19 protein-coding genes are annotated in these 21,484 nt (G+C 62.6%); 8 read left to right on the top strand and 11 right to left on the bottom strand.

Translation table 11 applies throughout. From position 1 onward, the window contains the following. Positions 1-63: 63 nt before the first annotated feature. The gene (locus A9K65_RS19795) at positions 64-1,329 is read right to left on the bottom strand and encodes an NAD(P)/FAD-dependent oxidoreductase (protein ID WP_064994170.1); all 1,266 of its coding nucleotides are present in this window, start codon (positions 1,327-1,329) and stop codon (positions 64-66) included. Positions 1,330-1,492: 163 nt separating this feature from the next. Between A9K65_RS19795 and A9K65_RS19790 the strand changes: the two genes are divergently transcribed. Next, positions 1,493-2,143 (top strand): 5-formyltetrahydrofolate cyclo-ligase, encoded by a 651-nt coding sequence (locus A9K65_RS19790; protein ID WP_084015898.1) that lies wholly within the window; start codon positions 1,493-1,495, stop codon positions 2,141-2,143. Here A9K65_RS19790 and A9K65_RS19785 read toward each other — a convergent pair. Beyond that, complete coding sequence (locus tag A9K65_RS19785) at positions 2,140-2,613, bottom strand: Lrp/AsnC family transcriptional regulator (protein WP_013531467.1); 474 nt, start codon at positions 2,611-2,613, stop codon at positions 2,140-2,142. The two genes, A9K65_RS19790 and A9K65_RS19785, sit on opposite strands and share 4 nt — an antisense overlap. 156 nt (positions 2,614-2,769) lie before the next feature. Between A9K65_RS19785 and ald the strand changes: the two genes are divergently transcribed. Both ald and A9K65_RS19775 read left to right on the top strand, forming a co-directional pair. Continuing rightward, complete coding sequence (gene ald, locus A9K65_RS19780) at positions 2,770-3,885, top strand: alanine dehydrogenase (protein WP_064994171.1); 1,116 nt, start codon at positions 2,770-2,772, stop codon at positions 3,883-3,885. 205 nt (positions 3,886-4,090) lie between these two features. Beyond that, positions 4,091-5,380: an outer membrane beta-barrel protein gene (locus tag A9K65_RS19775; protein ID WP_064994172.1), complete on the top strand. Its 1,290-nt coding sequence runs from the start codon at positions 4,091-4,093 to the stop codon at positions 5,378-5,380. A gap of 234 nt (positions 5,381-5,614) precedes the next feature. Here the strand turns inward: A9K65_RS19775 and A9K65_RS19770 are convergent, their stop codons facing one another. The 6 genes from A9K65_RS19770 to A9K65_RS19745 all read right to left on the bottom strand — a co-directional run bounded on the left by A9K65_RS19770 (position 5,615) and on the right by A9K65_RS19745 (position 10,161). Then, positions 5,615-6,082 carry a DUF1203 domain-containing protein gene (locus tag A9K65_RS19770; protein WP_064994173.1) on the bottom strand — a complete coding sequence of 156 codons (468 nt, stop codon included), beginning with the start codon at positions 6,080-6,082 and terminating at the stop codon, positions 5,615-5,617. Positions 6,083-6,240: 158 nt separating this feature from the next. Next, a complete protein-coding gene (locus A9K65_RS19765; protein ID WP_013531463.1) occupies positions 6,241-6,798 on the bottom strand; it encodes an OmpA family protein in 558 nt (185 codons plus the stop codon). Between the two features lie 111 nt (positions 6,799-6,909). Continuing rightward, complete coding sequence (locus tag A9K65_RS19760) at positions 6,910-7,473, bottom strand: GNAT family N-acetyltransferase (RefSeq protein ID WP_013531462.1); 564 nt, start codon at positions 7,471-7,473, stop codon at positions 6,910-6,912. Between the two features lie 5 nt (positions 7,474-7,478). Next, on the bottom strand, positions 7,479-8,345 hold the full coding sequence (gene sseA / locus A9K65_RS19755) for a 3-mercaptopyruvate sulfurtransferase (protein ID WP_064994174.1): 867 nt from the start codon (positions 8,343-8,345) through the stop codon (positions 7,479-7,481). A gap of 38 nt (positions 8,346-8,383) precedes the next feature. Further along, positions 8,384-9,127: an alanyl-tRNA editing protein gene (locus A9K65_RS19750; RefSeq protein WP_064994175.1), complete on the bottom strand. Its 744-nt coding sequence runs from the start codon at positions 9,125-9,127 to the stop codon at positions 8,384-8,386. Continuing rightward, the gene (locus A9K65_RS19745) at positions 9,127-10,161 is read right to left on the bottom strand and encodes a cysteine synthase A (protein WP_064994176.1); all 1,035 of its coding nucleotides are present in this window, start codon (positions 10,159-10,161) and stop codon (positions 9,127-9,129) included. Before A9K65_RS19745 ends, A9K65_RS19750 begins: the two co-directional genes overlap by 1 nt. Before the next feature lie 227 nt (positions 10,162-10,388). On the opposite strand from A9K65_RS19745, the gene A9K65_RS19740 reads away from it, so the two are divergent. Then, a complete protein-coding gene (locus tag A9K65_RS19740; protein ID WP_024505081.1) occupies positions 10,389-11,210 on the top strand; it encodes an SDR family oxidoreductase in 822 nt (273 codons plus the stop codon). A 79-nt stretch (positions 11,211-11,289) separates the two neighbouring features. Beyond that, a complete protein-coding gene (locus tag A9K65_RS19735) occupies positions 11,290-12,264 on the top strand; it encodes an alpha/beta fold hydrolase (protein WP_063168060.1) in 975 nt (324 codons plus the stop codon). A 103-nt stretch (positions 12,265-12,367) separates the two neighbouring features. Here the strand turns inward: A9K65_RS19735 and A9K65_RS19730 are convergent, their stop codons facing one another. Further along, entirely contained in the window at positions 12,368-13,801 is a 1,434-nt protein-coding gene (locus tag A9K65_RS19730; protein ID WP_064994177.1) for a DEAD/DEAH box helicase, read from the bottom strand. 409 nt (positions 13,802-14,210) lie between these two features. Between A9K65_RS19730 and A9K65_RS19725 the strand changes: the two genes are divergently transcribed. Then, positions 14,211-15,743, top strand: coding sequence for an acyl-CoA carboxylase subunit beta (locus tag A9K65_RS19725; protein WP_064994178.1), 1,533 nt, complete (start codon positions 14,211-14,213; stop codon positions 15,741-15,743). A 12-nt stretch (positions 15,744-15,755) separates the two neighbouring features. Here the strand turns inward: A9K65_RS19725 and A9K65_RS19720 are convergent, their stop codons facing one another. Together A9K65_RS19720 and A9K65_RS19715 are read right to left on the bottom strand one after the other, a co-directional pair. After that, positions 15,756-17,756, bottom strand: coding sequence for a hypothetical protein (locus tag A9K65_RS19720; RefSeq protein WP_064994179.1), 2,001 nt, complete (start codon positions 17,754-17,756; stop codon positions 15,756-15,758). Beyond that, the gene (locus A9K65_RS19715; RefSeq protein WP_064994180.1) at positions 17,757-19,298 is read right to left on the bottom strand and encodes a bifunctional ADP-dependent NAD(P)H-hydrate dehydratase/NAD(P)H-hydrate epimerase; all 1,542 of its coding nucleotides are present in this window, start codon (positions 19,296-19,298) and stop codon (positions 17,757-17,759) included. It abuts the gene before it with no gap. Between the two features lie 358 nt (positions 19,299-19,656). Between A9K65_RS19715 and A9K65_RS19710 the strand changes: the two genes are divergently transcribed. Further along, on the top strand, positions 19,657-19,995 hold the full coding sequence (locus A9K65_RS19710) for a P-II family nitrogen regulator (protein ID WP_006205430.1): 339 nt from the start codon (positions 19,657-19,659) through the stop codon (positions 19,993-19,995). 65 nt (positions 19,996-20,060) lie between these two features. Then, on the top strand, positions 20,061-21,470 hold the full coding sequence (gene glnA / locus A9K65_RS19705) for a type I glutamate--ammonia ligase (RefSeq protein ID WP_064994181.1): 1,410 nt from the start codon (positions 20,061-20,063) through the stop codon (positions 21,468-21,470). Positions 21,471-21,484 lie beyond the last annotated feature (14 nt).

Genomic DNA, 21,484 nt, shown 5'->3' with positions numbered 1-21,484 from the left:
TGCATCGGAAGGTCAGTCGACCAGCAACAGATGACGTGCGGATGAACGGTGCCGGTGAGGAAATCAGCCCTTGTCGTCGTCGCCCTGGGTGATCAGCCGCGCGCTGCGTTGCCCCGTCGCGTAGATCCATAGCCAGCTCAGCGAAACAGCAAGCCGGTTGCGAAAGCCGATCAGGAAATAGATGTGGGCCACTCCCCACAGCCACCAGGCGAGCCAGCCGGTGAGCTTGATCCAGCCGAAATCGATGGCGGCGGCGCGCTTGCCGATCGTCGCCAGATCGCCGGCATGCATGTAGTGGAAAGGACGCGCGGTCGTGTCGCCGCCGAGCCTGGCCTTGATGGTGGCCGCAACGTGTCGGCCCTCCTGCTTGGCGGAAGGCGCCACGCCGGGAACCGGCCGCCCGTCTGGCCGCAGCACATGAGCGGCGTCGCCGATGACGAAGATCTCCGGGCTGCCACGCACACTTAGATCGGGCTCGACCAGCACCCTGCCCGCGCGGTCCGCCTTCGCTCCCAGCCATTCAGCGGCTGGCGAAGCGGCAACGCCGGCTGCCCACAGGATCGTTCGGGCGGCCAGTTGCTTATCGCCAAACACGACACCTTCTGCGTCGCAGCGCGTGACGGCCCGGCCGAGCTCGACCGTCACGCCGAGCCGCTCGAGCGCTTTGCTGGCATAGTCGGAAAGTTTCGGCGCGAAATTGGCCAGAATGCGGTCGCCGGCCTCGATCAGCACCACGCGCGTCTGCCGCGTGTCGATGTTGCGGAACTCGCCGCGCAGCGTGTCATGCGCCAACTCGACGATGGTGCCGGCAAGCTCGACGCCGGTCGGCCCGCCACCGACAATCGCAATTGTCAGCAGCGCCTGGCGCTTGGCGGGATCAGCCTCCCGCTCGGCCTGTTCGAAGGCCAGGAGAATTCGCCGCCGAATGGTGGTGGCGTCCTCCAGCGTCTTCAGGCCAGGCGCGAACGGCTCCCATTCGTCATGGCCGAAATAGGCGTGGCGGGCACCGGTGGCGAGCAGCAGCGTGTCGTAGGCGACCGCGCTGCCGTCATCGAGCAGCACGCGCTTGCCGGCGCGATCGACACCGGTGACATTGGCGAGCAGCGTCGTCACATCCTTGCGGTTGCGCAGGAGGTGGCGGATCGGCCAGGCAACCTCGGAGGTGGCCAGCGCCGTCGTCGCCACCTGGTAGAGCAGCGGCTGGAAGAGGTGATGGTTGCGCTTGTCGATCATAGTGATGCGCACGGGAGCGCCGGCAAGCGCACGGGTGAACTCAAGGCCGCCGAAACCCGCGCCGACAACGACGACATGATGCCTGGCTTCGTTCATTTCGTTCACCTTGATAGCAAGATTGCCTGTCCTGCATGTAGGTATTTTTGTGCAATGCAACAACAGATGGCCAGTGCCCGAGACTCGTCGTTGCATGTCGTGAATGCACATGTTGTATCGTATCGCGAGGTATAGCGTCATCGAACACGCGATGAGGTGAGGCATGGCCAACGATCGTGACGACGATGCTCCGGCGCAGTATTCTTCGCCGCCCTGTTTCATGCACGAACTCGATACGGAATTCCGTGCGCCTTCGAGCGACTGGACCGATGTGAGACGCTGGCGCAAGGCTGAGCGCGAACGCCTGATCGCCGCGCGTCTTGCTGTTTCGGCCGACGCGCGAACGGTAATGTCGCAACGCATCGCCGATGGCCTCGACGCGGTAATCGGCGAGATCGCCGGCCGCATGGTCAGTCTCTACTGGCCGTTTCGCGGCGAGCCGGATTTGCGGCCTTGGATGGCGTCCATAAACGAACGCGGCGGCCGCACCGCCCTGCCCATCGTCATCGAGAAGGGGCAGCCGCTGATCTTCCGCGCCTACAAAGCAGGCGACCGGCTGGAGAAAGGTGTCTGGAACATCCCGATCCCGGCCGAGGGCGATCCGGTGCTGCCGGACATCGTCATCTCGCCGATCGTCGGCATCGATCCCCTGAACTACCGCCTGGGTTATGGCGGCGGTTTCTTCGACCGTACGCTGGCAGCGATGCCATTCAAGCCACTGGTCATCGGCGTCGGCTACGAGCTGCAGCGCATCGCGACCATCTACCCGCAGCCGCACGACATTCCGATGGATCGGGTGGTAACGGAGGCCTAGGCCATTTCCGGCTTCATGCCCATGGCGGTCCTGTCGACGATTTCGCGTAGCGCAAAGGACGAATTGATCTTGGTCACATGCGGCATCGCCGACAGCCATTCCTTGTGGATGCGCTCATAGTCGACGAGATCCTTCGCCGCGATCCGCAGGATGTAGTCGTATTCGCCCGACATCAGGTGACAGGACAGCACGTTCGGGCAGCGCTTGATCGCCGCCTCGAAATCCGACAGCGTCTTCTCGAACTGCCCCGACAGCGATATGTGCACGATCGCCGTCATCTGGTGGCCAAGTGCCGCATTGGAAAGCCGGGCGTGGTAGCCGCGAATGGTTCCGGATTTCTCCAGATTGTCCAGCCGGCGCGAACAGGCCGACTGCGACAGGCCGACCTTCTCGGCCAGCGCCGCATTGGGTATCCTGCCATCCTTCTGCAAAGCCTCGAGAATGGCGATATCGATCCTGTCGAGCGGCATTATTCGTGAATCCTGCGAATATCTTGCTGTTTCGCGCAACGATTATCGAAACCGGCCGGTGGGCGCAAGCGCATTCGCAAACACCTGCGCAACGATTCGTGGTTCACTCCAGCCATACAGGGAACGAGCCCAAAAGGGCCGGATCAGGAGAAGAAAATGCGCGTCGGCTGCCCCAAGGAAATCAAGAACCACGAATACCGCGTCGGCCTCACCCCCGGCTCGGTCCGCGAATATGTCGCCCATGGCCACGAAGTGCTGGTCGAGACCGGGGCCGGTGCCGGCATCGGCGCCGATGACAACGCCTATCGCGCCGCCGGCGCCACGATTGCCAAGACGGCCGCCGAGGTGTTCGCCAGGTCGGACTTGATCGTCAAGGTCAAGGAGCCGCAGCCCAGCGAATGGGCGCAGCTTCGCGAAGGCCAGATCCTGTATACCTACCTCCACCTTGCTCCGGATCCGGAGCAGACCAAGGGCCTGCTTGCGTCCGGCGTAACGGCAATCGCCTACGAGACCGTGACCGACGACCGTGGCGGCCTGCCGCTGCTGGCGCCGATGTCGGAAGTTGCCGGACGCCTGTCGATCCAGGCCGGCGCCACGGCGCTGCAGAAGGCCAATGGCGGCCGCGGCGTGCTGCTGGGCGGCGTGCCCGGCGTGCTGCCCGGCAAGGTCACCGTTCTCGGCGGTGGCGTCGTCGGCCTGCACGCGGCCAGGATGGCGGCGGGCCTTGGCGCCGACGTCACCATCATCGACCGCTCGATCCCGCGCCTGCGCCAGCTCGACGATCTCTTTGCCGGCCGCGTCCACACTCGTTACTCGACTGTCGAGGCGCTGGAAGAAGAGTGTTTTTCAGCCGACATCGTCGTCGGCGCGGTGCTGATCCCGGGTGCCGCCGCGCCAAAACTGGTTTCGCGCGAAATGCTGTCGGGCATGAAGAAAGGCTCGGTGCTAGTCGATGTCGCCATCGACCAGGGCGGCTGCTTCGAGACCTCGCACGCCACCACCCATGCCGAGCCGACCTATGAGGTCGACGGCGTCATCCACTATTGCGTCGCCAACATGCCGGGTGCCGTGCCCGTCACGTCGGCCCACGCGCTCAACAACGCGACGCTTCACTACGGCCTGCAGCTCGCCGACAAGGGCCTGAAGGCGCTGGTCGACGATCATCACCTGCGCAACGGCCTCAATGTCCACAAGGGCAAGATCACCAACCGCGCAGTTGCCGAGGCGCTCGGCTACGAACTGGTCGAGCCGAAAGCGGTACTCGCCGCCTGATTTTCGCGAAAACAGCTCCTTTCAATCCAGCCCGCCGGTTCCATGCCGGCGGGTTTTTTCTTGCGAGCCTGTTTTTCAGGCAAAGCATGGCGTCGAAAGATGTGACGCAACGGCACTTTGCTCATCATTGTTGCATATTTGTCATTCCCGTGCCGGCCGGTTCCCTGCTAGAGACATTCTGGGTTTACTCATGGGGTACGGGCATATGTTCATTCGCACATCCGCGAAATCTTTTCTTCTTGGTGCTGTTTCTGCTGTGGCTTTGATATCTGCTGCTCACGCAGCAGACGTCGTGCAGCCGGTAGAAGAAGCTGCCGGCTTTAACTGGAGCGGTGCTTATGTCGGCATCGGCGGCGGCTTTGGCGCCAGCGTACACAAATTCAGCGTACCTAGCCTAGACTTCAATGGCCTTGGTGGAAATGGCGTCTTTGGTGAATTGACGGCAGGCTACGATTACATGGTTTCGGAGCGTTTCCTGCTCGGTGGTTTCATTGACGCAAATCTGAGCAACATTGGTCCCTCATTGAGCATTGCAGGCGGCGATGTCGATCTGACAAACTCTTATGGCTTCGATGTTGGCCTGCGTGCCGGTTACCTGCTCAATCCGAATACGCTGGGCTATGTACTCGGCGGGTACACCTGGCAGCATTTCAAACTTGACGGATCGGGCGCCGCGGACGGCTTGGAATTTTCGCAGAACCGCAGCGGCTATGTGCTCGGCGTTGGCATGGAAACCGTGCTGCGTGGCAACTGGACATTGAAGACCGAATATCGCTACGCGGACTACGGTGACAAGTCGGTACTCGATCTTGGCGATGCCTCTCTCGATATCGAGCCTTCCACCCACACCTTCCATATCGCGGCAAACTATCGCTTCGGCGCGCAAAATGGTGGCGGCACGTCCTTTGCCGCCCCGGCTTACGATTGGACCGGCTTCTATGCCGGTGGTGCGCTCGGTGCCGGCACGATGGTGCATGATCTAAACCTCAATCTTGGGTTGGGTGCTAGCGGCGAGCTCAACGGCATTGGCGGCGAAGGCGTGTTCGGCGAGGCGAGCGTCGGCTATGATCATGATTTCGGCAGCTGGGTCGCTGGCGTTCAGTTGGATGCCCGTTATTCCGGCATCCAGACCAAGCTCGATCTCGGCCCCGTTTCCATCAAGGGCGATGCCGACTACGGCTTCGATGCTCTCGCTCGAATCGGTGCCAAGGTCAACGAATCAACGCTGGCCTATGTGCTCGGCGGTTACAGCTGGCAGCACTTCGATCTGCATGCGGAAGCGCCCGGTGGTGGTAGCGCTGACATCTATGATTGGGGCTCAAGCGGCTTCTCGATCGGTGGCGGCTTGGAAACTGCCGTTTCCAGCAATATGACCGTCGGTTTGGAATACCGTTATTCGCAGTATCAGAAGGAAGACTTCGGCTCGGGCGGCATTCTCGAGGACACCCCGTCTTTCCAGACCGTGCGCCTCGGCGCGAAGTACAAGTTCAACTAAAAGGCCCTCCAGCCAAACAGTTGCAGCCCGTCGGCCATGCCGGCGGGCTTTTTTCTTGCGTGGAATACGTCTGCTCCAAACGCAGGCAACAAAAAAGCGGAGCCAAAGCCCCGCTTCCTCGATGTCGAGATTTGCCGCCGGTTCATCCGCGGTCGGCAAATCGATCGACAATGGCTTTCTATCGCGACTATGCGACGGGAGTACGACAGCTGTTTCCAGCGGCTAATCTCAGCCTCAAGCGCGCTCGATGCGGCACTGGTAGCAATTGTTGCGCGCCGAGCGGACATGGACGTAGGCGATCTCGTCGCGTTCCAACAAGGTCTTGGCCCGCCTGGTGATGTCTCCGGTCGGGACCACGCCGCCGCTGCCATAGACGATACGGTCATCCCTGCCATAGCCGCGCACGATGTAGTCGGGGCTTTCGAGAATCTCGGGCAGCGCCTCGCCCTCGGCAGCGCGGTCGCATGCCTCGGCATGCAGGAAGATCGGCCCGGTTTCGGCATAGGGCTGAAGCTGCGGGAATGGCCTGTATGCCAGAACAAGATAGGCATCGCCGGCTCCTATGTTCTTCAAACAATGCCGGCAAGGCATGCCGTCACCATCTGAGACCTTTCGCTCGGGCGTTTGGCCATAAGCATCGACGCCACCACGCTGCAGCGTCCTGACAGCTTCGGTCGGCAAAGCTTTGAACTGGATGGTCATGGAAAAAATCTCCGGTGTCGTGATTGGAAATTATGTTCTTGAACCCTCGCCGCCCACCCGATTCCTGCCAAATGTCGAAAAGCCGATCGCCCCTCGGCGATCGGCTCTCATCAGATTCCTGTCAAAGGCGCCGGCTAATTAAAATTCGGAGCTGCGACTCAACGGATGAAATCGTCGAAGCGGCGCAGCGTCACCCGGCGATTCTGCCAGTTTTCGTTCTGCGTCTGCACCAGCAAAAACTCCTCACCGTAACCAACCGTTTCCAGTGCATGGCCGGGCACCCTAAATTCGCGCACCAATGTGCGCTTGAGCGAAGCGGCGCGTTGTTCGGACAGGGCCTGGTTCGACTGGAAGGAGCCGACGGCGTCGGTATGGCCCTCGATCAGCACGCGGGCGCCGGGATCGCGGCGCAGGATTCGCCGCAGCGCGTCGGCAATAGTCTCGATCTTGTCGTATTGCGAGTTGGCAATAGCCGCCGAACCGAAGGCGAAGTTGATCGACTGGATATCGATCGAGCGGGCCATGCGACGCAAATCCGGGCGCCGCTTGAATTCCCGGATGGTGACGCGCTCGTTCGGCCGCAATTTCACACGCGGTGCCGCCTCGAGCTTCCGCTCGATCGTCGCGGCCGAAGGCGTTGTCGCCTGGGCTGCGGCCAGGCTTGGCATGGCAATCGCCGCGATCAGCGCGGCGGCAAGTGTACGGCGGGTCAGCATGTCTTCGTCTCCTTCGGCCTTGGCCGCATTGATGGTGCGGGCAACATGCCAAAAGCAGCCTGAAGGGCCGATGAACGACAGGTTCAGATTCGAGCTGGTGTCAGCTTCCGGCTAGGGCCGCATGACGCTGGCCGCGCGCTCGGCGAAAGGCAGCGGATGCACGATTTCCTTCTTTTGCGCCACCGGTGCAAAGCCGAGCTTCTGGTAAAGCGGCAGAGCCGCCGGATGATCGAGCGTGCAGGTCTGCACCGTCACCCGCTTCGGCCCATGCGACCATGCGGCAGCGATCGCGGAGCCCAGGAACCAGCGGCCGATGCCTTGTCCCGTCGCATGTTCCATCATGCCGAAATAGGCGAGCTCGACTTCTTCCGGCAGATGCGGCTTGAGATCGAAGAAGCCGGCGGGTGCGCCGTCGAGATAAAGGACCCTGATGTCGCGATCCTCGCGATGAATGCCGGCGGCAAGCTCGTCGTCATCCAGCCTCAGCACATTGACCCAGTGCCATTTGCGCCCCACCCGGTCCATCAGATAGCGGTAGAAATGCAGCGGAATGTCCTTGGTCTTCAGCAGCGCGATCTGACGGTTGTAGGGCACCGGCGGCGAATAGGCCGGCGGCACATGCATCTCGAGAAACGTCACCGTGACGTCAATATCTTCCAGCGCGCCGTTTTCCATCGTCTTCATTCCTTGCCGATCACAACGGGGCCGGTCACGACAGGCGTGTCGGAAAGCCCGCCCCACTCCGTCCATGAGCCGTCGTAAAGCCTGTTGTTGGCATGGCCAAGCGTTTCCAGCGCCAGCGTCACCACCGCTGCGGTAATGCCGGAGCCGCATGAGGTGACGACAGGTTTCGACAGATCGATGCCGGCCTCCTCGATCGCCTTGCGCAGGCGGTCCTTCGACAGCAGCTCGCCATTTTCCGACAGCGCCGAATAGGGCAGATTGCGCGCGCCAGGCATATGGCCGGAGCGGATACCCGCGCGCGGCTCAGGTTCAGTGCCGGTAAAGCGGCCCGGCCCACGGGCGTCGGCGATCTGGCTTGCCTTGGTGTCGACGATCCGGCGCATGTCGGCGAGGCTGGCGACGCGCCCGGAGTCGAAATCGGCATGAAACACGCTTGGCGCGATCTTCGTCGGCTCAGCCGTCACCGGTCTGCCGGCGGCTTTCCAGCCATCGAAGCCGCCATCCAGAATATAGGTCTGGAAGACGCCCATGACCCTGAACATCCACCACGCCCGGGGCGCCGAGAAGAAACCCGGACCATCGTAGACGACGATGGTGTCATCGGCCGAAACGCCCATGGCGCCGACATACTGGGCAAAATGCTGCGGTGACGGCAGCGTATGCGGCAAGGGCGAATCCGGATCCGAAACCGCATCCTGATCCAGAAATCGTGCGCCCGGGATGTGGGCCGAATCATACTCGCCGCGCGCATCGCGCTTCTGCGCCGGGAGATACCAGGATGCGTCGATGATCGTCAGGCCCGGCTCGCCGAGACGTTGCTGCAGCCAGTCTGCGTCGACGGTGAAGGGGCTGTCCTCGGCCATTTTGTGCTCCTGCTCGCCTTTTGGCGATCACTGTCTGTTCAGTTTGCCGGCATCGGCCCAAAGCGGATGCGGAAGCGCCGGTTTTCACGGCCCTTCTTCTCGATCTTGCCGATGTGGATTTCGCCGACTTCGCCAGTGCTCTTCACATGGGTGCCGCCGCAGGGCTGGCTGTCCACCGAGGCGTTGTCGCCGATACAGACCAGGCGGATCTTGCCGGTGCCGGCCGGCGGCCGGACGTTCTTGGATTTCACCAGGCCGGGATTGGCGGCCAGTTCCTCGTCACTGATCAGCCTGACAAAGATCGGATGATCGGCCCGCACCAGCTCCATCAGCCCGGCGGTGATGTCCTCCTTGGTGAAGCCGGCATCCGGAGCGTCGAAGTCGACACGGCTGTCGTCCTCGGAAACGGCGGCACCGGTGATTGGAAACGGACAGACGACGGTGAGCAAATGGCAAGCCGCATGCATGCGCATCAGGAGATGCCGGCGTTCCCAGTCGATGGCCAGCCTCACCGTCTCGCCGACCTGTGGCACCGCTTGCTCAGGCGCCGGCACATGGATGATCTCGTCCTTGGTCTCGCCGGTGAGGGTAGCGGCAATGGCGATGCGGCTGCCGTCCGCGCGTTCGAGACACCCGGTATCGCCCGGTTGGCCGCCCGAAGTGGCGTAGAAGATCGTCCGGTCGAGGATGATGCCGCCGCGGTCGTTGACGGCAACGACTGTCGCATCCGCCGTCCGCAGATAGGCGTCGTCGCGAAACAGGGCATCCGTCCTGTTTGCCATCACGCGACCTTTTCGAACGGCACCGAAATTGTGCTCTTCAGCTCCATCCAGCCTGGCACCGGCAGTTGCTTCTCGCGCAGGAATTCCGGGTTGAACAGTTTTGACTGATAGCGCGTGCCGTAGTCACAAAGAATGGTCACGATGGTGTGGCCGGGACCCAATTCCCTGGCCAGGCGGATCGCGCCGGCAATGTTGATGCCGGTCGAGCCACCGACGCAAAGCCCCTCTTCCTGAATCAGGTCGAAGACGATCGGCAGCGCATCCTCATCGGGGATCTGGAAGGAAAAATCCGGCGTAAACCCTTCGAGATTGGCGGTGATGCGCCCCTGCCCGATGCCTTCGGTGATCGAGCTGCCTTCGGACTTCAGCTCGCCGCTGGTGTAGAAGGAGTAGAGCGCGGCCCCCAGCGGGTCGGCCAGCGCGATCTTCACATCCTTGCTTTTCGCCTTCAGCCCAAAGGCGACGCCGGCCAGCGTGCCGCCGGAACCGACCGCCGAGACAAAGCCATCGACCTTGCCGCCGGTCTGGCTCCAGATTTCCTCCGCTGTGGTGCGGATATGGCCGTCACGGTTGGCAACATTGTCGAACTGGTTGGCCCAGATGGCGCCGTTCGGCTCGGTCCGCGCCAGTTGCTCGGCCAGCCGCCCCGACAGTTTCACGTAATTGTTGGGGTTCTTGTAGGGCACGGCAGGCACTTCGATCAGTTCGGCACCGAGCAGCTTGATCGTGTCCTTCTTCTCCTGGCTCTGTGTGTCGGGAATGACGATGACGGTGCGATAGCCGAGCGCCTTGGCGACCAGCGTCAACCCGATGCCAGTGTTGCCCGCCGTTCCCTCGACGACGACGCCGCCGGGCCTCAGCAGCCCACGCTGCTCGGCGTCGCGGATGATGAACAGGCCGGCGCGATCCTTGACCGACTGGCCCGGATTCATGAATTCGGCCTTGCCCAGGATCTCGCAACCGGTTTGTTCCGAAGCTTTGTTGAGGCGGATCAAAGGCGTGTTGCCGATCGCGTCGATCACAGAACGGGGCATTCAGGATTCCTTGTGTAGGTGCGCCGAAACCCTAGAAACCCGAAGCTGCAGTTTCAAGGCAAGAATTTGTCTGGTCCAGTCGCATTTGCGGTACTGTAGTTGCGTCAGCGCTTCCCGAAACCGACCTCTTGCGCCACAGCTCATTTTCCGGCTGACGTTGAAAAGCAGCTTTTCATTCGATTTCTTCATCGCTAGAGCAAAGCACCAACAAGTCGACAGGGCGCAGCATGACACTCTACCGGGCCAACCCGAAGCACGGCGTCGCCTGGATCACGGGCGGATCGAGCGGCATCGGCCGTGCCCTGGCCAGGGATCTTGCTTCCCAGGGCTATGCCGTCGCGGTGACGGCGCTCGACGACGATCCGATCGACACGCTTGTCGTCGAGACCGCGCAGATGCCGGGCAGCGTCACGGCCTTTCCCTGCGACGTCACCGACGAGCCGCGCATGGCAAGGACCGTCGCTGCGATCGAGAAGGAGCTCGGTCCCATCGTGCTCGCCATCTTCAATGCTGGGAATTACATTTCGACGCCGGGGGAGAATCTTGTCGTCAACGACTTTCGCCGGTCCTTCGAGGTCAATTATTTCGGCATCATCAACGGTCTCGTGCCCGCGGTCGAACGCATGCGTGTGCGGGCGCGCGGCCATGTCGTGCTGGTCGGCTCCGTGACGTCCTATTTCGGCTGGCCGACAACGGCCGCCTATGGCGGCACCAAGGCGGCCATCAACATCCTGGCCGAGTCGCTGAAGTATGATTTCGACAAGATGAACGTGCGTATCCAGGTGTTCAATCCTGGCTTCATCGACACCCCGCTGACCGAGAAGAACATGCTGCCGATGCCGGGACTGATGCCGGTCAGCCGTGCGTCGCGCCGCATGGCGCGGGGCATCAAATCGGGCGGCTTCGAAGTCCATTTCCCGCGCCGGACAAGCTGGCCGCTGAAACTGCTCGCCCTGCTGCCGAGGCCGCTGTGCAGAGGGTTTATCAGCCTGATGACCAGTTGGAAGGCGCGGCCTCTGCATTACGACCGCAAGCCGCCGATCGAATAGGACGCCTGCGAAATTGGCAGGCTCCCCGTTTTCGGGCCGCCGTCGCCATGGTTGAGACAAGTGCCGCGTGGAGTCTGCGATGGGGCGACGGATCGTGCTTGCTGTGCTGGGCCTTATTGCCGTTCTCGCACTGGCCTTCGTGTTCGGCCCGCGCGTTCGCGTCGACACCACGATCCGTTTCGATCCCTCGCTCATCGGCGACGATCCGCAGGCCTATGTGGCAAAGGCGGAAGCCGCCATCCCCGGAATCCGAGACGGGCTGGAGAAGGAGATCGTCTGGGCCGATCCGTTGGTGCATGCCAGGACCCCGCTATCGATCGTCTACATCCACGGCTTTTCCGCATCGAAGGGCGAGGTCCGCCCGCTGCCTGACGAAGTGGCGGAACAGCTTGACGCCAATCTCTTCTACACACGGCTTACCGGTCATGGGCAGGATGGCGCGGCGATGACGCAAGGCAGCATCAATGCCTGGATCAACGACTATGAGGAGGCGCTCGCCATCGGCCGGGCGATCGGCGACAAGGTGATCGTCATCTCGACTTCGACCGGCGGCTCGCTGGCGGTCTGGGCGGCAACGCAGCCCGGTGCGTCGGACGGGGTGGCGGCGATTGCGTTCATCTCCCCGAACTTCGGCGTCAAGACTTCGGGCGCCGAGATCCTGACCATGCCGTGGGGCAAACAAATCGCCAGGCTGGTCGCCGGCAAGGAACATAGCTTCGTGCCGCGCAACGCGCTGAATGAAAAATTCTGGACCACCCGCTATCCAATCGAAGCAACCTTGCCGATGCAGGCGCTGACCGAGCTTGCCTATGGCGCGCCGGTGGAGAAGGCGACCGTCCCTGCTTTGTTCATCTTTTCTGATTCGGACAAAGTGGTGCGGGCCGACCGCAGCCGCGAGATTGCCGGGCGCTGGGGCGCGCCGCATGAACTGGTTCCGGTCGACGACACTGGCGACCCGGACAATCACGTCATTGCCGGCGACGCGCTGTCGCCGTCGACCACGGCGTTTCTGGCGCAAAGGATCGCCGTCTGGATCGAAGCGGTGGTGAAGTAGGCCGACGAAAAGGGGCGACCGAAGCATCGCTTCGGCCGCCCTTTTCTTGTTTCGTCTCGGCAATCAGCCAGCCGAAGCTTGACTGACTGCAGCGCGGTCTGGCTTACGCGGCCCGCGCAGCCGGACGCTTACCGCCGAAGCGGCGCTTGTTGTTGCCCTTGAAGGCCGGCTTGGCGCCGTCCGGCTTGCGCTCGCCGGCGAAGGCCGGCTTGTCGCCGAAGCGCTTCTTGCCAAAGCCGTTGCCCTTGTTCTCGCCACCGGGCCGCCTGCCGTCGCGACGGCCATTGCGGTCGTTGCGGTCGTTGCGGTCATTGGCCGGCTCGAAGCGCTCGTTCTTTTCTGCCGGATTGCGCAGCGGATCGGGGCTGCCGAGATGGTCGGCAACGATCGGCAGCTTGGTGCGGATGATGCGCTCGACCTGGCGCAGCTTGCTGTTCTCGGAAGGATCGCAAAGCGTGATCGCGATGCCGTCCATGCCGTTGCGGCCGGTACGGCCGATGCGGTGGACGTAGCTCTCGGCTTCATCAGGCAGATCGAAATTCACGACATGGCTGATGCCGGGCACGTCGATGCCACGCGCCGCGATGTCGGTCGCCACCAGAATGCGCACCGAGCCGTCGCGGAAATCGTTCAGCGCTTTCTGGCGGGCGTTCTGCGACTTGTTGCCGTGAATGACGGCGGCCTTGAAGCCATCGCGCTCGAGGTCCTTGGTCACCCTGTCGGCACCATGCTTGGTGCGCGAGAAGATGATGACGGACTTCATCGCCTCATCGGCGAGCATCGTCGACAGCACCTGGCGCTTCTGCTTGGTGCGGGCAAAGACGACGCCTTGCACGATCTCGGCCGCTGCCGTGCTTTGCGGCGCGACTTCGACGCGGATCGGGTTCTTCAGCAGGCCCTTGGCCAGTTCGGCGATTTCATTGGGCATGGTCGCCGAGAACAGCACCGTCTGACGATCGGGCGCGGTCGCCTTGGCGATGCGCTTGACGTCGTTGATGAAGCCCATGTCGAGCATGCGGTCGCCCTCGTCGAGCACCAGCCATTTGGTGTCGGCAAGTATGAGGTCGCCCTCACGCACCAGGTCGGTCAACCGGCCGGGCGTTGCGATCAGGATATCGACGCCGGGCGCAACCTTCTTCACCTGGCTGAAGCGCGAGACGCCGCCAAGCACGAGCGCGGTCGAGACATGCGCGCCCTTGGCGAGGATCTTGATCGTATCCTCGATCTGCACGGCGAGTTCGCGCGTCGGCGCCAGGATAAGCGCACGCGCCGTCTTCGGCCGGCGCTTGGTGCCGAGTGCGATGATCTTCGACAGGATCGGCAGAGCGAAGGCCGCGGTCTTGCCGGAGCCGGTCTGGGCGATGCCGAAAATGTCACGGCCTTCCATCTGCGGCGGGATAGCCTGCGCCTGGATAGGCTTCGGCTCGGTGAAGCCGGCGTTGTGGGTGGCCTTGAGCAGCGCGCCCGTAATACCCAGTGCCGCGAAACCGGTGAGTTCCGCAGTGTTGCTACCGGGCAAAGTGTTTTCGTTGGTCAAAATAATCTTCTTTCACGCGGCTTCTGGCCGCAAACATCGATGGCGGCAGGGCGCAACCTGCCGTCGAACAAATTTTCATGAAACGACAAGGCGGGCGGACGGGTTCGTCCACTCGGCTGCGCTGTCGTGCCCGCAGGCATCATGCCACGGGGCTTTTTCGCCGCTTTGTGATTTACCGGAAAAAGGGCCGATATACCGGAAAGAGGGAAAACAGACGCAACCAGTCTCATTCGTCGAGAAGGCCGGATAAGTCCCGGCCCAAGCGCCTATGCCGCCGCATATGGCCCAGTTCGCCACCAAATGCAAGGGGCGTCATGCTGCAGCGCAGCAAAATCCACGGAGCAAGCGGCGCTTGCGCTCGCTTGCCGGCACGATTACCACGAAATGCCGCTGGCTTGGGAGGTAATCGATGAAGGACGTGCTGAAGGAACTCGAGCGCCGCCGCGAGATCGCCCGCATGGGTGGTGGCCAGGCCCGCATCGATGCCCAGCACAAGAAGGGCAAGCTCACCGCGCGCGAACGCATCGAGGTGTTTCTCGACGAGGGCTCGTTCGAGGAGTTCGACATGTATGTCGAGCACCGCTCGACCGATTTCGGCATGGAAAAGACCAAGATCGCGGGCGACGGCGTCGTCACCGGCTGGGGCACCGTCAACGGCCGCCCGGTCTACCTCTTCGCCAAGGATTTCACCGTGTTCGGCGGCTCGCTGTCGGAAGCGCATGCCGAGAAGGTCATCAAGGTGCAGGAGATGGCGCTGCGCAACCGGGCGCCGATCATCGGCCTCTACGATGCCGGCGGCGCGCGCATCCAGGAAGGCGTGGCAGCACTCGGCGGCTATGCCGAGATCTTTCAGCGCAACGTGCTGGCCTCAGGCGTCATCCCGCAGATTTCCGTGATCATGGGACCGTGCGCCGGCGGCGACGTCTATTCGCCTGCCATGACCGACTTCATCTTCATGGTGCGCGACACCTCCTACATGTTCGTCACCGGGCCGGATGTGGTGAAGACCGTGACCAACGAGACGGTGACCGCCGAGAGTCTCGGCGGCGCCTCCGTCCACACGACGAAATCGTCGATCGCCGACGGAGCCTATGACAATGACGTCGAGGCGCTGCTGCAGATGCGCCGGCTGGTCGACCTGCTGCCGGCTTCCAACACATCGGAGCTTCCCGAGATCGAATGCTACCAGTCGGTCACCGACCATGATTTGTCGCTCGACCGGCTGATTCCCGATAACGCCAACAAGCCCTACGACATCAAGGAGCTGATCCTGAAGGTCGCCGACGAAGGCGATTTCTTCGAGATCCAGCAGAGTTTTGCCAAGAACATCGTCACCGGCTTTGGACGCGTCGAGGGCCGCACGGTCGGCTTCGTCGCCAATCAGCCGATGGTGCTGGCCGGCGTGCTCGATTCCGACGCTAGCCGCAAGGCGGCGCGCTTCGTGCGCTTCTGCGACTGTTTTTCGATCCCGATCGTCACCTTCGTCGATGTCCCCGGCTTCCTGCCGGGCACGGCGCAGGAGTATGGCGGCTTGATCAAGCATGGTGCGAAACTGCTGTTCGCTTATGCCGAGGCCACTGTGCCGAAGATCACCGTCATCACCCGCAAAGCCTATGGCGGCGCCTATGACGTGATGGCCTCAAAACATCTGCGCGGCGACATGAATTATGCCTGGCCAACGGCGCAGATCGCGGTGATGGGCGCCAGGGGCGCGGTCGAGATCATCTACCGCAAGGACATCAGTGACGCCGAAAAGATCGCAGCTTATACAAAGGCTTACGAGGATCGCTTCCTGTCGCCTTTCGTCGCTGCGGAGCGCGGATATGTCGATGAGGTGATCATGCCGCATTCGACCCGCCGCCGCATCGCGCGGGCACTGCGTATGCTGCGCAACAAAGACATGCAGAACCCCTGGAAGAAGCACGACAACATCCCGCTGTGAGGCGCCGGCAACTCACTCCTCTTCCGCCGCGCCGAACCCCGCCCCCATGGTGGCGCGGACGGGACTGCCCCAAGGTGTCGCGTGATTGTCGATGCGCATCTGGAAGATGAAATAGGTCGGCGAGCAGAAGCCGATGCCTTTCACTTTGCCGATGCCGGGCGTGTCAGGCGGCAGCGACTGGCACATATAGTCCTCGCGGCAGAAATGATCGGCCGAACAGGCCGGCCGGTTGCCGCGATTGACGGCGCCGCCAAGGCATTGGTCGAAATTGTTGGTGGCCACGCAGATGTCGAATTTCTTGCCGCCGACCAGCCCGCAAATCTCGTTCGGCATCGGCTTGCCGGCTTTGAAGGCCGCGAAGGAGCGGTCCTTGTCGTCGCAGCCGCGATAGGCGATGCCGCCAGGCACGCCGATCTTCGGCGGTCGGCAGGTGTAGGCGGTACGGGAAATGTCCGAGGCGAAGGCCGCGAACTGGCCCGATTTGCTGTAGCGGTCGTTGAAAGGCTGCGCCGCATTGCTGGCGATCGAGCCGGTCAGGCAGGGATGACCGGAAAACAGTTTTTCGCTGTCTTTCGGCAGCAGGCATTGCGCCAGTTTCGTGTGCACGCCCGAAGCGGCGGCCAGCGGCGTGCAGACGGTGCCGCCGCCGCATTTCCAGGTCGCACCGAAGCGGTCCGCATCTTCCGGCATCAGGCACGGCATGGCCATCTCGGCCGGCGCGTAGTCGACCGCGGCGTCCGTCCAGGCTGCCGGCGGCGCAAAGGAGAGCGGACGGAAGCGGTTTGGCTCCCTGCCCTCAGCTGTAGCGCGCAGCCAGGCCTGGCGGCGCGGGATCTCGGCATGAAGATGCGGCGAGATGCCGACCTCGATGCGGTTGAGCGGCGATGTCGTCTTGTCGTCAAGGCCGATGAAATGGAAGCCGGCAGTGGAACCGGCCTGATGGCAACCCTGGCAGGCGCCATTGTCCAGCCGCTCGACCAGCGCTTCCGGCGTGCGCACCAGTTTCAGCGTGGAATAATCGAGCGATGCGAATTCATTGGGCTGGAACAATTGCGTAAACGGATGATTGGCCTGCCGCGCACTGCCGAAGGTCGACCATGAGATGATCTTTCTGGCCAGGAACTCGTCGGGAATTTCATAGACGCCTTCGTCAACCGCCGGCAAATTGGCGCCGACATAGACGGCGAGCCGTGCTTTCAGCGCCGTGTCCTGCGAGAGCCGTGCGGTGTCGGGCGTGTTCTCCAGCGGCTTCTCGCTGATAGCAGCGCCATCGATGCCGAATACCCGCATGAGATAGGCAGCTTGCCCGCCGAACTCGGTTTCCTGACCGGACGGGAAGCGCACCACCTGCGCGTTGAGCTCCAGCTGCTTGAAGGCCAGCCCGGCCTTCTCCAGCGGCCCGCCGGTCAGCCAGCCGGCATCGACGGCCTCGTCAAGCTGTGGCGTCCAGCGCCCGGCAGTGCCGACGCAGCCGCCATCGGCATCGGGGGCGGCGCTGTAGACGGCATTGAAATTGAACGGCAGGCGCGACGCCAGCAGCTTGCCGTTTTTGCGAAAGCTGTAGGCCAGGCGGTAGATGAAGCGCACCTCGCCGCAGCTCCTGTCGCCTTGCAGCACCGCGAAGTCGCGACGATCGAGCCGGTTGACGTCGCCGACCAGCCGGAAGCGCGCGGCGTCGGTCTTCAGCCAGCGCATGTCCATGATGCGGCCGACATTGCCGTCGGTGACTTCGTAGAGCGTCCGGCCGCCGGCTTTCATATCGGCACGCAGTGCCGCAACATCGGAGGCAACCGTTTCGACGATGGCATGATAGGCCGGCGCCTCGTCGTAGAGCGTCTTCAGACCGTCCTCGCCGTCGACCCCAAAAACGTCGGCGAAACCGAAACCCTTGGCATCGAGTGCGGCGAGCACTGCCGGATCGTCGACGATCGTCACAGGACCTTCGGCGCGCGCCGTCGGCACCATCAAGACGACGATGAGGGTGGCAAACAACAGAGCGAGTGCACGGCTCATTCAGGCAGCCATGCGCGCGTCGAAGAGTTCGCGCAACACCGGCACCAGCGCCAGCGGCAGGTCCTCGGCGATCAGACCGGGTCCGAACCGGCTGCCGGCTTCGGCATGCAACCACACCGCCGCGCAGGTGCCCTCGAAGGGCGGCATGCCTTGCGCCAGCAAACCGGCAATGATGCCCGACAGCACGTCGCCTGACCCGGCTGTGGCCAGCCACGGTGCACCGTTGGAGTTGATCGCCGCTTTGCCATCGGGCGCTGCTATGACCGTGTCGGCGCCCTTGTAGACGATGACGGCGTTGGCCCGCGCGGCGGCCGTTCGCGCCTTGTCCAATTTCGACATGGTTTTGTCCCCGGCGATATCAGGGAACAGGCGGCCGAATTCGCCCTCATGCGGCGTGACTATCAAGGCAGGCGCATTCGGCTGACGGGCAGCTTCGAACAGCGCCTGAGGCTGATGGGCCAGCGACGTGATGGCGTCGGCATCGAGCACCATCGCACCGGCGTAGCTTGCAGCCGTCGATGTGCGTGCTTCCTCCTCCAAAGCCTTGATCAGTTGCAGGGCGAAATCGCCGATCTTGGGCTTTGGCCCGAGCCCCGGTCCGAACACCAGCGCCCCGGGATGGCGCACCGTTAGAAATTCCTGCACCTCCTCGAGCGAGCCCGCCTCGCGCAGCATGATCGAGGTCAGGTGAATCGCGTTCACCTGCATGGCATTGGGCGGCGACAGCACGGTGACCGCCCCTGCCCCGCTTCTGGCGGCGGCCAGCGCCGACAGCCGCGCCGCGCCCGTAGCACTGGGACCGCCGGAAAAGACGCCGACATGGCCGCGCTTGTATTTGTGCGCATCCACCGCCGGCACGGGAAATTCCTGCAACCACAGGTCCGGCACATTCTCGAAGGTCGAGACGGCGAGCTGGGCGATAATGCCGTCGCCGATGCCGATATCGGCGAGCACGATCTCACCGCATTGCCCGCGCCCCGGCAGCATCAGGTGGCCAGGCTTTTTCCGCGCGAAGGTGATGGTGACCTCGGCACGAAACGCCCTGCCCAATATGTCACCGCTCCTTCCAGAGACGCCGGACGGCAGGTCGACCGCGACCACGGGCAGGCGCAGAGCTGTCAAGGTATCGATGGCTTTCGCGGCGTCGCCGGACAGCGGCTTCGACAGCCCCGCCCCATAGAGCGCGTCGATCACGATCGAGCCAGGCTTGGCGTCAAAGTCAGACAGCGGCCGGGGCTTGATCGGGCATTCCGCGGCGGCGAGCGCCGCATCGCTTTTCGGCTTCGGCGCGCCGGATGCCCAGACCGATGTGCCGACGCCGCTGCCGGCCAGGATGCGGGCAACGACATAGCCATCGCCGCCATTGTTGCCGGGCCCGCACAGCACATGGATGTGCTTTGCCGAGGGGTAGCGCTTGAGAACCTCGGCCGCGACCGCTCCACCAGCGCGCCGCATCAGACCGATGCCGTCGGCTGGGCCGGCGGCAATCGTCAGCCGATCGGCCTCGCTCATTTCGGCCGGGGAAAGAAGTTCGTTGCTCATGGATTGCCGATCCGCATGCGATCAAGCATTGTCCGATTTCGATCCTAAGCAAACAAGGGGGAGTTGCCGAGATCTGCAGCCATAACGTTGGCACGAAAGCATCGCGGGCAGAAAATTGCCTGGGGGATAGGCAATATGCCCGATTTTTGTGCGGACGTGGGTGCTGGCGCTGTGTAGGCTCTGGCAGTCCATGCCGCTTCCGGTGCAGCGAATGACGCGAATTTGCATCCCGGTGCGGCGCGGCTTTGAAATCTTATGAGACCGCTTAGAATCCGCTGAATTGGCACAGTTCGTGCTTGATGGAGGCGCAAGCGGGGGGTCACAACCCGTTTTTTTGGCAGTGGAGGCCACTTTTTACATGAAAAAGATCGAAGCGATCATCAAGCCATTCAAGCTCGACGAAGTGAAGGAAGCGCTTCAGGAGGCCGGACTGCAAGGCATCACCGTCACCGAAGCAAAAGGCTTCGGTCGTCAGAAGGGTCACACCGAACTCTACCGCGGCGCCGAATATGTCGTCGATTTCCTGCCCAAGGTGAAGATCGAGGTCGTGCTTGGCGACGACGCGGTCGAAGGTGCGATCGAGGCCATCCGCAAGGCGGCCCAGACCGGTCGTATCGGCGACGGCAAGATCTTCGTTTCCAATATCGAGGAAGTCGTGCGTATACGCACCGGCGAAACGGGCATGGACGCGGTCTGACCGACCGCGCCATCCTCCCGAAAAACGTCATCATCAAAAAAAGTCATCACACAGGGATACATGACATGACGACAGCCAAAGACATCATGAAGCAGATCAAGGACAACGACGTGAAATTCGTCGACCTGCGCTTCACGGACCCGAAGGGCAAGCTGCAGCACGTGACGATGGATGTCATCGAGGTCGAGGAAGACATGTTCGCCGATGGCGTGATGTTCGACGGCTCGTCGATTGCCGGCTGGAAGGCCATCAACGAGTCCGACATGGTGCTGATGCCCGATCCGGAAACGGTCCACATGGACCCGTTTTTCGCGCAGTCGACCATGGTCATCCTGTGCGACATCCTCGATCCGGTTTCGGGTGAATCCTACAACCGCGATCCGCGCGGTACGGCCAAGAAGGCCGAGGCCTACATGAAGGCCGAAGGCATCGGCGACACCATCTTTGTCGGCCCGGAAGCCGAATTCTTCGTGTTCGACGATGTGAAGTACAAGGCGGATCCCTACAACACCGGATTCAGGCTCGACTCCACGGAACTGCCGTCGAACGACGACACCGATTATGAGACCGGCAATCTCGGCCACCGTCCGCGCATCAAGGGCGGCTACTTCCCGGTGCCGCCGATCGACAGCGCGCAGGACATGCGCTCGGAAATGCTGACCGTGCTCGCCGAGATGGGCGTGCGCGTCGAAAAGCATCACCATGAGGTGGCGGCGGCTCAGCACGAACTCGGCATCAAGTTCGACGCGCTGGTGCGCAACGCCGACAAGATGCTGATCTACAAGTATGTCGTCCACCAGGTCGCCAACGCCTACGGCAAGACGGCAACCTTCATGCCGAAGCCGATCTTCGGCGACAACGGCTCGGGCATGCACGTCCACATGTCGATCTGGAAGAACGGCAAGCCGACCTTCGCCGGCAATGAATACGCCGGTCTGTCGGAAAGCTGCCTGTTCTTCATCGGCGGCGTCATCAAGCATGCCAAGGCGATCAACGCCTTCACCAACCCGCTGACCAATTCCTACAAGCGCCTGGTGCCGGGTTACGAAGCGCCGGTTCTGCTCGCCTATTCGGCGCGCAACCGCTCGGCGTCCTGCCGTATCCCGTTCGGCTCGTCGCCGAAGGCCAAGCGCGTCGAGGTCCGCTTCCCCGATCCGGGCGCGAACCCCTACCTCGCCTTCTCAGCGCTGCTGATGGCCGGCCTCGACGGCATCAAGAACAAGATCCATCCCGGCCAGCCGATGGACAAGGACCTCTACGACCTGCCGCCGAAGGAGCTGAAGAAGATCCCAACCGTCTGCGGCTCGCTGCGTGAAGCCCTGCAGAGCCTCGACAAGGACCGCGGCTTCCTGAAAGCCGGCGGCGTCTTCGACGACGACCAGATCGACAGCTACATCGAGCTGAAGATGGCCGAAGTGATGCGCTTCGAAATGACCCCGCATCCGGTCGAGTACGACATGTACTACTCCGTCTGAGATTCAATCTCGGT

It is taken from the genome of Mesorhizobium sp. WSM1497, assembly GCF_001672455.2.
Taxonomy (GTDB): domain Bacteria; phylum Pseudomonadota; class Alphaproteobacteria; order Rhizobiales; family Rhizobiaceae; genus Mesorhizobium; species Mesorhizobium ciceri.
The sequence above is the reverse complement of the archived record's forward strand: the minus strand, read 5'-3'. Positions and strand labels throughout refer to the sequence as shown.

Coding starts and splice junctions, on each gene's coding strand:
- A9K65_RS19790 (WP_084015898.1), top strand. CDS start 1,493: ATGGCCAACGATCGTGACGACGATGCTCCGGCGCAGTATTCTTCGCCG.
- A9K65_RS19740 (WP_024505081.1), top strand. CDS start 10,389: ATGACACTCTACCGGGCCAACCCGAAGCACGGCGTCGCCTGGATCACG.
- A9K65_RS19785 (WP_013531467.1), bottom strand. CDS start 2,613: ATGCCGCTCGACAGGATCGATATCGCCATTCTCGAGGCTTTGCAGAAG.
- glnA (WP_064994181.1), top strand. CDS start 20,061: ATGACGACAGCCAAAGACATCATGAAGCAGATCAAGGACAACGACGTG.
- A9K65_RS19750 (WP_064994175.1), bottom strand. CDS start 9,127: ATGGCAAACAGGACGGATGCCCTGTTTCGCGACGACGCCTATCTGCGG.
- A9K65_RS19770 (WP_064994173.1), bottom strand. CDS start 6,082: ATGACCATCCAGTTCAAAGCTTTGCCGACCGAAGCTGTCAGGACGCTG.
- A9K65_RS19795 (WP_064994170.1), bottom strand. CDS start 1,329: ATGAACGAAGCCAGGCATCATGTCGTCGTTGTCGGCGCGGGTTTCGGC.
- ald (WP_064994171.1), top strand. CDS start 2,770: ATGCGCGTCGGCTGCCCCAAGGAAATCAAGAACCACGAATACCGCGTC.
- A9K65_RS19715 (WP_064994180.1), bottom strand. CDS start 19,298: ATGAGCAACGAACTTCTTTCCCCGGCCGAAATGAGCGAGGCCGATCGG.
- sseA (WP_064994174.1), bottom strand. CDS start 8,345: ATGGCCGAGGACAGCCCCTTCACCGTCGACGCAGACTGGCTGCAGCAA.
- A9K65_RS19760 (WP_013531462.1), bottom strand. CDS start 7,473: ATGGAAAACGGCGCGCTGGAAGATATTGACGTCACGGTGACGTTTCTC.
- A9K65_RS19735 (WP_063168060.1), top strand. CDS start 11,290: ATGGGGCGACGGATCGTGCTTGCTGTGCTGGGCCTTATTGCCGTTCTC.
- A9K65_RS19725 (WP_064994178.1), top strand. CDS start 14,211: ATGAAGGACGTGCTGAAGGAACTCGAGCGCCGCCGCGAGATCGCCCGC.
- A9K65_RS19775 (WP_064994172.1), top strand. CDS start 4,091: ATGTTCATTCGCACATCCGCGAAATCTTTTCTTCTTGGTGCTGTTTCT.
- A9K65_RS19745 (WP_064994176.1), bottom strand. CDS start 10,161: ATGCCCCGTTCTGTGATCGACGCGATCGGCAACACGCCTTTGATCCGC.
- A9K65_RS19720 (WP_064994179.1), bottom strand. CDS start 17,756: ATGAGCCGTGCACTCGCTCTGTTGTTTGCCACCCTCATCGTCGTCTTG.
- A9K65_RS19765 (WP_013531463.1), bottom strand. CDS start 6,798: ATGCTGACCCGCCGTACACTTGCCGCCGCGCTGATCGCGGCGATTGCC.
- A9K65_RS19710 (WP_006205430.1), top strand. CDS start 19,657: ATGAAAAAGATCGAAGCGATCATCAAGCCATTCAAGCTCGACGAAGTG.